Source organism: Sulfurospirillum sp. 1307 (genome assembly GCF_054408545.1).
In genome coordinates this window covers 641415-653897 of the sequence record NZ_CP176011.1, presented here as the reverse complement: position 1 = coordinate 653897, position 12483 = coordinate 641415, and the positions used below count along the sequence as shown (strand labels likewise).

The window sequence follows — 12483 nt, the reverse complement described above, 5'->3', positions numbered from 1 at the left end:
TATTTAAATTTGATTTTTACACAAGAAAGAATGGGTAAAAATACCCCTCTGCATAAAATTGCACTATTATACTTTAATTTTGCTTATTTTTCCAATAATTTTTTCAATAATCCAATCAGGAGTCGATGCACCAGCAGTTATTCCACATAATTTTTTATTTTTAAACCACTCTTCTTTTAACTCATTTTCATTTTCTATTAGAAAACTATCTTCACAATTCTCTTTTGCGATAGTATATAACTGCTTAGTATTTGATGAGTTTTTACCCCCAATTACAATCATCACATCTGCTTCACGAGATAATTCATAAGCCGCATCTTGATTTTCAAAAGTTGCATTACAAATTGTATTAAAAACTCTAACTTCTTTATAATTTGTAGTTAAATAATTTACAATTTCTAAAAAATCATCAACTTTTCTAGTAGTTTGTGAAACCACTGCTACTTTATGACTTAATTTAGTCTCTTTTAGATCATCAACGCTATTGATAACTAAAGCCCCATTTTTTGCATAACTCTTAACACCCCTTACCTCAGGGTGATTAGCATCTCCAAAAATAACTATATCATAGCCTTCATCACTCATTTGCTCACAAATTTGTTGAGGCTTAGTCACAAAAGGACAAGTTGCATCTATTATTTCTGTTCCTTTTTGTTTTAGTGATTCTAAATCTTGTTTAGTTATACCATGAGTTCTAATAATAGCTTTTTTAACATTGTTTGCTTCACTAGCATCTTTTAGTGTTTCAACATTGAAATTTTCTTTTAATCTTTTTATCTCTTCATTATTATGAATTAATGGTCCTATTGTAGATGCATCTTTAGAATCTTCAGCTATCTTAATAGCTCTTTTTACACCAAAACAAAATCCATAATTTTTTGCTAATTTAATTTTCATTTTACTGTCTCCTTTAACTTGAGCGAAGCCCAAGTTAAATTCCTCTCACTGAAGCACAACCTTGCGGTCGTATGTTTCTTTTTTACTGTCTCCTTTAACTTGAGCGAAGCCCAAGTTAAATTCCTCTCACTGAAGCTTAGGCTGTCGCCTAGAATACATTTCATTTTACTGTCTCCTTTAACTTGAGCAAAACTAGCAAATGCGGTTTCGCGTAGCGAAAAGTTTCTCTGAAAGCCCAAGTTAAATTCTTCTCACTGAAGCACAACCTTGCGGTCGTATAATTTTCCAATGCCCTATCTATTATTGAACTTTTCCTAAGAATATATCTCATTTTACATGTCCTATTTGTGATAATAATTCTATAAAATTTGGAAAAGATGTTTTAATGCACTCTATATCAGTTACTTCCATAGGAACTCTAAGTCCAGCAATAGCAAAACTCATGGCAATTCTGTGATCTCCAAAACTATCTACTTTTGCACTTTTTAACTCGCCACCTGTTACTTCATACCCATCTTCAAATTCTTCTACATGTAGAGCACATTTTTTTAAATTAGTAACAACTGTAGAGATTCTATCACTCTCTTTTACTCTAAGCTCTTTTGCATTTTTAACTACACTTTTGCCTTTTGCACAAGCAAAAGCGATACTCAATGCTGGAAGCTCATCTATTAGCCAAGCGATATTTTCTTTTACCTCAACACCACTTAAAGGTGCATACTCAACCACTATATCTCCAACACTTTCATATAAGTTCTCTTTTTGCTTAAACTCAACAATAGCACCCATTTTTTGTAAAACTTTATACGCTTCAATTCTTGTTGGATTTAAAAGCATATTTTTTAAAGTTATTTTAGCATTTGGAGTGATTGCTGCTGCTACTGCAAAGAAAAAGCCACTTGATGGATCATTTGGTACAGTTATATCAAGTGGTTTTAAAGGTCTTTTTAGTGGAGATATCATAACTTTACAACCATCACTTTTTATGTCTGCTCCCATTTGCTTTAGCATTTTTTCACTATGGTCACGACTGAGGCTTGGTTCACTAAAATAACAATCTCCATCTGCCCTAAGTGCAGCTAATATAAGAGCACTTTTTACTTGTGCTGAAGCTATTTTACTCTCATAATCAAAACTCTTTATTTTTCCACCTCTAACGCTAAGAGGTGCAAACTGGGCATTTTGTCTACCATCGATTTTAGCACCGATATCTCTTAAAGGATTAGCAACCCTTCTCATAGGCCTACTGGCTAAATATTTATCTCCATGAAGCACAAAAAAACCATCAATTCCAGCTAAAAAACCCATAAGTAATCTAATAGCAGTTCCGCTGTTACCACAATCCAAAATCAAAGGTGGCTCTTTGATTTCTTTTGGTGGGTTTATTGTTATTAATTTAGGCTCAATCTTTACATCAGCTCCCAAACTACTTGCAATATTTAATGTACAAAGAGTATCTTCAGCTTTTAAAAAATTTCTTATCTTTGAGGGCTTATCACTAAGCATAGAGAAAATTGCACATCTATGTGAGATTGATTTATCACTTGCAATATCCTCAAAAACCTGTTCAAAACTACCAGATGGCTCAACTCTTAAACTGCTTATCATCTTAATTTAATTCCAAATTTTTCTTTTAAGCCTTCGAGTAATTTTTCTATCATGCTAGAAATTTCATCTTCTTCGAAAGTTTTTTCGTTTGATTGAAAATGCATCTTGATAGTCAAACTAACATTATCACCTAGATTTTCATCTTCATAAACATCTATAGGATAAAATTTTCTAAGTTCTTTTGGTGCAATTTCTTGTAAAAATTCTTTTATTTTAAAAAACTCTATATCTTTTGGTACAATCAAACTAAGATCTCTAGTGCTTTCTTGAAACTTTGAATAGCTTGAAGCTATTTTTCTTTCATAATTTAACTTATCCATATCTAATTCGCAAACATAAGTTCTTGCACAATCTAAATCTCTTTCAACTTCTAAATGAACTCTACTTATAAACCCTATTTCGTTGTCATTTTGGATGATTTTTGCATACTCATAAGGACTATAAAGTTTTTCTTTTGGAGTCTCTTTTTTTATCTCAAAAGCACCTATGATTTTACTAATTTGATCAGCAAATGTAAAAAAGTCTATCCCTTCAGGTTTTCCATGATTTGCAACTTTTGGTAACTCTTTTGTTCCACTAAATACAAAACCGATAGAAGTTCTCTCTTCTCTTGATTTATTAAAAACAGTTCCAACTTCAAACAATCTTATAGATTTTTTTCCAAATTTTGTATTTCTACTTACTGATTCTAATAAATTTGGTACTAATGAAGTTCTTAATGTATTTAATTCATTTGTTATTGGATTTGCAATTTCTCTTTTTTTATAAATTGTTGGCAAACCATATTTTTCAAGTCTTTCTTTGTTGTCAAACACAAAATGAAGAGATTCAAAAAAACCTACACCAACAGCTCTTAATCTATACATTTTACGCTTCATAAACTTATGATAAGCGTCATTCATTCTATTTATTTCTGCAAATATTAACGGTTTTGAAGCAATGTTATCAATTCCAACAATCCTAACAATTTCTTCACAAACATCTTGTATATTTTGTATATCGTGTCTATGAGGAGGAACTTGTACGTTCATTACGCTTTGCTCACTCTTAAAAGCAACACCAAAACCTAATCCTTTTAATATCTGAATAATATCATTTTTAGGAACTTCTTCTCCGATAATACTATATAAAACATTCAAATCAACAGGTATTCTTTTTTCTTCTATATCTTGAATTACTTGCTGTGAACCTGCATACATTACAACATCTGAATACTGTTTTAATAATTCAATCAAGTAATTCATACCAAAATCCAAGTTTGGCTCACTTCCTCTACTAGAAAGATATAAATGTCTATCTGATTCTAATTTTTTATTTGCACTATTCATAGAGATAATTTCAGGTGGAGTATAGTTTGCTTCTAAAATCACTCTTTCATCACTTGAAGTTGCTTTTGTCTCTTCTAATTGATAAATTCCTACATAAGAGCTTATATTATTGTTTTTATCAAACACAGCATCTAATTTATTTGTATGTTTTTTAATTTTGACTGTTGCTTTTTCATCTTTTGTAACAAAACATTTATGTGCATATGTTCTTAGAAGTACACCTGTTGTATAAGTTGCATACTCTACAAGTCTCTCTAACTCACAGCCTTTGTAATAACCTGCTATTGCCAAGCGAAGATCAATCAAAAATGAACTTTTTATCTCTTTTTTATCATAAACCCTATAAAGAAGTGAAGAATCAACTTTTTCAGTTGCACTTACATTTAAAACTCTTCCTATACCTAGCTGGTTTTCTTCATCTTCACTGCTAAATGTTTTTAAATCTAAATTATAAGGCACACTAAGGTCTCTTGCAATTCCGTGTATACTTAAGCAATCTCCTCTATTAGCAGTAAGTTCGATTTCTATAACATCATCATTTACTAGTTCATACTCACTAAATTCTTTTCCAAGCTCAAGCTTTCCTATGCTCTCATCTAGTACCATGATTCCATCACCCATCTTTGGAAGACCAATTTCTTCACTCGAGCAAATCATACCACTTGATTCAACGCCTCTAAGTTTGGCTTCTTTAATCTTCATACCATTTGGTAAAACAGCACCAACTTTAGAAACTACTACATGTAAACCAGCTTTTACATTTTTAGCACCACAAACTATCTGCTTTACTTCATCACCTAAATCAACTTCACAAACATTTAGTTTATCTGCATCAGGGTGTTTTTTACATGTAAGAACTTTTCCAACTACAATATTTTTAGGAATTCTAATCTTAGTTAAACTATCAACTTCCAAACCAATAGCATTTAAAGTTTTACATATATCTTCACTACTAATATCTTTTATATCTATCCATTCATTTAACCATGCTCTTGTAAATATCATCTAAATTGCTCCAATAATCTTAAATCTCCTTCAAACAGTGAACGCAAATCTGGTATTTTATGTAATAGCATTGCAAAGCGTTCAACTCCAAGTCCAAAAGCATATCCACTTACATCTTCATAACCTACAGCTTTAAAAACATTTTCATCTACATATCCACTACCAAGAACTTCAAGCCAACCTGTGTGAGAACAAACTCTACAGCCTTCTCCTTTACAAAAGATACAACTTATATCAACCTCAGTACTAGGCTCTGTAAAAGGGAAAAATGATGGTCTAAATCTAACTTGAACATCTCCAAACATATACTTTAAAAAATCTTCTAATATATATTTTAAATTTGCAAAAGATACAACACCACTCTTATCTACAACTAAGCCTTCTACTTGATGAAACATTGGAGTGTGAGTCAAATCATAATCTCTTCTAAAAACAGCTCCTGGGCAAATCATACGAATTGGAGGTTTGTCTTTTAACATTGTTCTAATTTGAACTGGACTTGTGTGAGTTCTAAGCAACATACTATCTTCAAAATAAAAAGTATCTTGCATATCACGAGCTGGATGGTACTTTGGAAGGTTTAATGCTTCAAAGTTATGAAAATCATCTTCAACTAATGGACCATCTTCAATTGAAAAATTCATACCAACAAAATACTCAATAATTTTATCCATAGTATCCATCACAGGATGAAGAGCTCCAGCTTCACTAGTTTGATTATAAAGTGTTATATCAACACTTTGTTTTTTCATCTCATATGCAATTGCTTCAGCTTCTAAATGTAGTTTTTTTTCATTTAAAAGATTTAAAAAAAACTCTTTATCTCTGTTTAATTGTTGTGCAAAATCTTTTTTTTCTTCATTTGAGAGCTTTTTCATCTTTGCAAACTCTCCAGCAAAGTGTCCTTTTTTCCCAAACAACGACACTCTTAAATTCTCTAACTCTTTTAAAGAACTACAAGAATTAATAGAGTTTTCCATCTCTTTCATAATATATTTTTCCTTTTATGACTTACAATAATTTTACCTATTTTATTACAAAAATGATTATAAAAGGGTTAAGGGTAAAATTCAACTTTTTTTTGATACAATAAATACAACTAAAAAACAGGAGATAAAATGACAATATTTACTCAAATAGTAAATGGAGAAATTCCTTGCAATAAAGTTTTAGAAAATGATAATTTTTTAGCATTTCATGACATCAATCCAAAAGCACCAATTCATATACTAATTATTCCTAAAAAAGAGTATAAGTGCTTTCAAGAAGTTGATCCTAAAATTATGGGCGAAATGACTGAATTTATCCAAGAAGTTGCAAAACTTTTAGGACTTGATAAAACTGGTTACAGACTCATAACAAACAACGGAGAAAATGGTGGACAAGAAGTTATGCATCTTCATTTCCACTTGCTAGGTGGTGCAAAACTAAAGTGGGGCCATTTAAGCGATAGTAACTCAAAAGAGTTTTTTTAAAAACAAGAGCTTAGGCTCTTGTTTTTAACCATTTTTCAAAATATTCTAATTGTTTTAAAGTACTACATGTAGAAGTTCCACCTTGTGAATTTCTAGCATTCATTGAGTTTTCTAAAGCTAGTGATTGTACTATATCTTCTTTTATTTTTGGCTCAAACTTTATAAGTTCATCATAGCTTAACTCACTAACATCCTTGCCTATTTCATCAGCGTAAGCTACAATTTTACCTGTTAATTTATATGCATCTCTAAAAGCATAACCACATTTTTGAGTCAAATAATCAGCTAAATCAGTAGCGCTTAAATGCCCTTTTTTTGTAGCATTTAGCATAGCATCTTTATTTACTTTCATACCTCTTAGAGCCTCAGTTAAAATTTTAACTGAAATCAAAGCAGTTTTTACACTATCAAAAACACCCTCTTTATCCTCTTGCATATCTTTATTGTAGGCTAACGGAAGTCCTTTTAAAACAGTAAGTAATGATATAAGATTTCCATTTACTCTACCTGTTTTTCCTCTTAGAAGCTCTGGGACATCAGGATTTTTCTTTTGAGGCATAATTGAACTACTTGTGCTATACTCATCACTAAGCTCAACAAATCCAAACTCACTACTACTCCAAAGTATAATTTCTTCAGAAATTCTTGAAATATGCATCATCATAGTTGCTATGTTAAATAAAATCTCTAATGCAAAATCTCTATCACTAACCGTATCTAAACAATTAATGCTTACACTCTCAAATCCTAACTCATTTGCTTCATATTCTCTATCTGTGTTATAAGGAGTTCCTGCAAGTGCCGCACATCCTATTGGAGAGACATTGTTTCTTTTATATGAATCTTCAAACCTTGCTATATCTCTTTTGAACATACTCATATAAGCTAACATATGATAAGCAAAATTGATAGGTTGTGCGTGTTGAAGATGCGTCATTCCAGGTAATAAAGTTTTTGTATGTTTTTTTGAAATCTCTAATAATACATTTTCTAGTTCTATAAGTTCATTTACAAGCTTTTTATTGCTTTTTAAAACATACATTCTAAAATCAAGTGCAACTTGGTCGTTTCTACTTCTAGCTGTATGCATTTTTTTAGCATCAACGCCTATTAACTTAGTCAAACGATTTTCGATAGACATATGTATATCTTCATCTTCTATATTAAACTCATATGCTCCATCTTCAATCTCTTTTTTTACTACATGTAGAGCATTTATTATCTTATCTTTTGCTTCATTATCTATGATATTTTGCTTTGCTAGCATTTTTACATGTGCAATTGAGCCTTCTATATCTTCAAGGTATAACTCTTTATCAAACATTATTGAAGCATTAAATTCATCTAATAGTTTTGCTTTTGGCATTGTTGTTTTGCCACTTGCTACCTTAGCCAACATTTATCCTTTTATTGAAAAGTGCAAGGGGAGAAGATTTCCCCTTGAATTATTTATAATCTTGGTCCAGCACCTGAAAAGTCTGAATCTTCTGTGATATATTTTTTGAAGTTTTCTATAAACATAGAAGCTAATTTTTTAGCAGTTTTATCATACTCATCTTTATCTTCCCAAGTATTTCTTGGATTTAATATATTAGAGTCAACCCCTTCTAAACTCTTAGGTACTAAAACATCAAATATAGGCATTTTTTCAAATTCAGAATCATTAATACTTCCATCTAATATTGCATTGATACAAGTTCTTGTAGCTTTTATACTCATACGCTTACCAACACCATATGCACCACCAGTCCAACCTGTATTTACAAGATAAACTTCAACATTATGTTTATCTATTTTTTCACCTAGTAATTTTGCATATACTGTTGGATGAAGTGGTAAAAAAGCTTCTCCAAAACAAGAGCTAAATGTAGCAACTGGCTCAGTGATACCTCTTTCTGTTCCAGCAACTTTTGCTGTATATCCACTCATAAAGTAATACATTGCTTGTTCTTTGCTTAATTTACTAACAGGAGGTAAAACACCAAATGCATCTGCACTTAAAAATATTATTTTTGTAGGATGACCTGCTTGTGAGCTTGGTTCATGATTTTGAATATGATAAATAGGGTAAGAAACTCTAGTATTTTCTGTTTTACTACCATCACTATAATCAACTTTTCCTGATTCATCTAAAACAACATTTTCTAAAAGTGCATCTCTTTTTATTGCTCCAAAAATCTCTGGTTCACTACTTGGATCAAGATTTATACACTTAGCATAACATCCACCTTCAAAATTAAAAATTCCATTTTCATCCCAACCATGCTCATCATCACCGATAAGCTTTCTTTTAGGATCAGTTGAAAGTGTTGTTTTTCCAGTTCCACTCAAACCAAAAAATAGTGCACTATCTCCATCTTTTCCAACATTAGCTGAACAATGCATAGATAGTTTACCTTCAAGTGGTAACCAATAGTTCATCATTGAAAATACACCTTTTTTGATTTCACCACCATACCAAGTACCACCAATAATTGCAGTATTTTCTTCAATATTAAAAACAACAAAAACGTCAGAATTTAATCCTTGTTCTTTATAATCTTCATTTATAGTCTTACATGCAACATAAAGTGTAAAATCAGGTTTAAAATTTTCTAATTCTTCTTTAGTTGGGCGAATAAACATATTTTTTACAAAATGTGCCTGCCATGCAACTTCAGTTACTACTCTAATAGATTTTCTACTATCTAAACTAGCGCCACAAAATGCATCTTGAATGTATAAATCTTTATTTGATAATTGTTTTTTGGCTTTTTCAAATAAGTCTTCATATACTTCTTTGCTTATTGGTTGATTTATATTTCCCCATGAAATATATTTATTAGAAGGCTCTTGATCAACAAAATACTTATCTTTTGGACTTCTACCAGTAAAAATACCAGTATCAACTGCAAAAGTGCCATTATCTGTTACTCTACCCTCATTATTTTTCAACTCATCTTCAAACAATTCATCATAATCAAGATTGTGAAAAACCTTGCCGATATTTTCAAGCTTAAGATCTTCCAATCCATTCACTTTAGACATAATACAATATCCCCACTTTCAATTTTTATTTAAATATAGATAATAAAACACCGGCTGCAACAGCTGAACCTATTACACCAGCAACATTTGGTCCCATTGCATGCATAAGCAACATATTAGTTGGATCATCTTTCATACCCTCCTTATTTGAAACTCTTGCTGCCATAGGAACCGCACTAACTCCTGCTGATCCTATTAGAGGATTAATTTTTTCTTTAGAAAATTTATTCATAATCTTAGCCATTATAACTCCGGCAGCTGTTCCAAGACCAAAAGCTACTAGGCCTATAGCTATAATTCCTAAAGTATCTGCTACTAAAAACTTTTCTGCGGCTAGTTTTGAGCCAACTGCTAAACCTAAGAAAATTGTAACTATGTTGATTAATGCATTTTGCATTGTATCACTAAGTCTATCAACAACTCCTGAAACTCTTGCAAAATTTCCAAAAGTAAGTGCACCAATTAGAGGAGTTGATTCTGGTAAAATTAAAATTGAAAGCATCAAAACAGTCAATGGGAACATAAGTTTTTCAAGCATACTCACTTCTCTTAATTGCTTCATTTTTATTTTTCTCTCTTCTTTAGTTGTAAGTGCTCTCATAATAGGTGGTTGAATCACTGGAACTAAAGCCATATAAGAATAAACTGCAACTGCAATTGCTCCCATAAGATCTGGAGCCAATCTTGAAGCAACAAAGATAGATGTTGGACCATCTGCCCCACCAATAATTGATATAGCTGAAGCTTGTTGCAATGTAAAATCGAAAAGGTCAGTATATTGAGATAATGCAACTGCCCCAATTAGTGAACCAAAAATACCAAATTGTGCTGCAGCTCCAAGTAGAGCAGTTTTAGGATTTGCTAAAAGTGGTCCAAAATCAGTCATCGCTCCTACACCCATAAAGATTATAAGTGGGAAAAGTTCATTGTTAATACCTGCGTTAAACAAAACGCCTAAAAACCCTTCGTGGCCTATAATATTTGCTAGAGGTATATTTGAGAGTAAACCTCCAAAAGCAATAGGTAATAAAAGCAGTGGTTCAAAACCTTTTGCAATTGCTAAGTAAAAAAGTACAAAAGTTATAAGTATCATTATAACTCTACCCCAACTCTGTGCAAATTTACTCAAAGGCTCACCTAAGGCATTTGTTGCACCTTCTTTTGGATTTAAAAATGCATAAATACCTGTTGTTTTGTAAAAGTTTTTAAACATTTGGGATATACTTTTTACCTCATGTTTTTCTTGTTTTACTTCTTGCACACTATTAGTTACATGAGAAACCTCAGAATTCGCCTGCAGTAAACTAAAAGCACAAAAACTAAGTAGTAAGAATATAAGTTTTTTCATCAATTTTAACCTTTTAAATGACAGCTAATAATTGGCCATTTTCGACACTTTGACCCTCTTTAACAGCAATTGAGCTTATCACTCCATCGCAAGGTGCTACTACTTCTATCTCCATTTTCATAGCCTCTAGGATTACTATAACATCACCTTCTTTAACGCTATCACCTACATTTGCAACAATTTTAAATACACTACCAGGCAAATTAGCTTTTATTTCTTCTCCACTAGAACTAGTGCTTGGTGCTGGTGATGCTGGAGTAATTGATTTTACCTCTACAGAAGCATCTAAACCCTCTTTAACTTGTACATTAAATTTTTCACCATTTACTATTACAGTATACTCACCATTTGAATTTGCCACAGCCTTTTTCTCCTCTTTTGTATTTTTATCAATTTTTCTAACATTTACCTTTGCCTCTCCTTTTAGAAAAGCAATACCTTTTTCTTTACAACTTGCCGCAATGAAAATATTTTCTTCTGTTACTTCAATTCCTTCTTTTTCAAGAATTTCTTTTGTATGTTCTAAAGATTTTGTTTCATCAGCATCAGCTATATCTATGGCATTTTGAGTGGTTGGCTCTAATTTGAGTTGCTCACTTGCAAGTTGCACAATGTCACTATCTGGTTCAACTGGAGTATGTCCAAAATAGCCAAGAACCATCTTGCCATATCCATCAGCAATTTTTTTCCATTTACCAAACATAACATTATTAAATGCTTGTTGAAAATAAAACTGGCTAACTGGTGTTACACTTGTTCCATATCCACCTTTTTCAACAACTTCTCTCATAGCTTTAATAACTTCTGGGAATTTATCTAAGATATTATTATCTCTCATCATTTGAGTATTGGCAGTCAGTGCACCACCTGGCATTGGAGAAAATGGTATTAGAGGTGAAACTTGTGTAGCTTCTGGTGGCATAAAATAATCTTTTAAACAATCTTGTAAAACTTCTTCATATTTTAAAATTTTCTCAAGCTCTAAACCACCAAGATCAAAATCTTTACCTTTTACTGCATGAAGCATAGTTAAAATATCAGGTTGACTTGTTCCTCCACTAACTGGATTTGCTGCTAAGTCTATCCCATCAACACCAGCTTCTAATGCCGCCATGTAACAAGCAACACTAACCCCAGCAGTTTCATGAGTGTGAAGTCTTACATGTGTATTCTCAGGAAGAAGTTTTTTAGCCATTCTAATTGTTTCATAAACTTTATTTGGACTAGATGTTCCACTAGCATCTTTAAAACAGACACTATCATATGGAATACCAGCATCCAATATATCTCTTAGTGTTTTTTCATAAAAAGCAACATCATGTGCTCCGCTACATCCTGGAGGCAAATCCATCATTGTCACAACTACTTCATGTTTCAAACCGTGATGAGTAATTCTATCGGCACTATATTTAAGGTTTTCAACATCATTTAAAGCGTCAAAATTACGGATTGTCGTAGTTCCATGTTTTTTAAACATTTTAGCGTGTAAATCAATTAGCTCTCTACTTCCCGTATCAAGCATTACAGTATTTACTCCACGAGCTAAAGTTTGAAGATTTGCTTCAGGTCCTGCAACTTCTCTAAATTTATCCATCATATCAAAAGCATTTTCATTTAAGTAAAAAAACAAACTTTGAAATCTTGCTCCTCCACCAAACTCAAAATGCTTAATTCCAGCTTCTCTTGCAGCTGCTACTGCTGGCATGAAATCATCCATCAAAACTCTACCGCCAAAAACAGACTGAAATCCGTCCCTGAAGGTTGTATCCATTATATCAATGTATTTTTTTGACAT

9 protein-coding genes are annotated in these 12483 nt (G+C 31.9%); 1 reads left to right on the top strand and 8 read right to left on the bottom strand.

What is annotated here, in order from left to right:
• Window positions 1-66: 66 nt before the first annotated feature.
• From ACKGJI_RS03385 to pheS, 4 genes are all read right to left on the bottom strand, one after another.
• Window positions 67-897: a 4-hydroxy-3-methylbut-2-enyl diphosphate reductase gene (locus ACKGJI_RS03385; RefSeq protein WP_458701151.1), complete on the bottom strand. Its 831-nt coding sequence runs from the start codon at window positions 895-897 to the stop codon at window positions 67-69.
• 327 nt (window positions 898-1224) lie between these two features.
• Window positions 1225-2505, bottom strand: coding sequence for a 3-phosphoshikimate 1-carboxyvinyltransferase (gene aroA / locus ACKGJI_RS03380; protein WP_458701150.1), 1281 nt, complete (start codon window positions 2503-2505; stop codon window positions 1225-1227).
• Entirely contained in the window at window positions 2502-4838 is a 2337-nt protein-coding gene (gene pheT / locus ACKGJI_RS03375) for a phenylalanine--tRNA ligase subunit beta (protein ID WP_458701149.1), read from the bottom strand. Before pheT ends, aroA begins: the two co-directional genes overlap by 4 nt.
• A complete protein-coding gene (gene pheS, locus ACKGJI_RS03370) occupies window positions 4835-5827 on the bottom strand; it encodes a phenylalanine--tRNA ligase subunit alpha (RefSeq protein ID WP_458701148.1) in 993 nt (330 codons plus the stop codon). The genes pheT and pheS overlap by 4 nt, the downstream gene beginning before the upstream one ends.
• A gap of 129 nt (window positions 5828-5956) precedes the next feature.
• Between pheS and ACKGJI_RS03365 the strand changes: the two genes are divergently transcribed.
• Window positions 5957-6313 carry a histidine triad nucleotide-binding protein gene (locus tag ACKGJI_RS03365; protein ID WP_458701147.1) on the top strand — a complete coding sequence of 119 codons (357 nt, stop codon included), beginning with the start codon at window positions 5957-5959 and terminating at the stop codon, window positions 6311-6313.
• 10 nt (window positions 6314-6323) lie between these two features.
• Here the strand turns inward: ACKGJI_RS03365 and argH are convergent, their stop codons facing one another.
• From argH to ACKGJI_RS03345, 4 genes are read right to left on the bottom strand one after another with little or no spacing between them, the layout of a single operon-like run.
• Complete coding sequence (gene argH, locus ACKGJI_RS03360) at window positions 6324-7709, bottom strand: argininosuccinate lyase (protein ID WP_458701691.1); 1386 nt, start codon at window positions 7707-7709, stop codon at window positions 6324-6326.
• A gap of 53 nt (window positions 7710-7762) precedes the next feature.
• On the bottom strand, window positions 7763-9340 hold the full coding sequence (gene pckA, locus ACKGJI_RS03355; RefSeq protein ID WP_458701146.1) for a phosphoenolpyruvate carboxykinase (ATP): 1578 nt from the start codon (window positions 9338-9340) through the stop codon (window positions 7763-7765).
• 25 nt (window positions 9341-9365) lie between these two features.
• A complete protein-coding gene (locus ACKGJI_RS03350; protein WP_458701145.1) occupies window positions 9366-10688 on the bottom strand; it encodes a sodium ion-translocating decarboxylase subunit beta in 1323 nt (440 codons plus the stop codon).
• Window positions 10689-10701: 13 nt separating this feature from the next.
• Entirely contained in the window at window positions 10702-12483 is a 1782-nt protein-coding gene (locus tag ACKGJI_RS03345; RefSeq protein ID WP_458701144.1) for a biotin/lipoyl-containing protein, read from the bottom strand.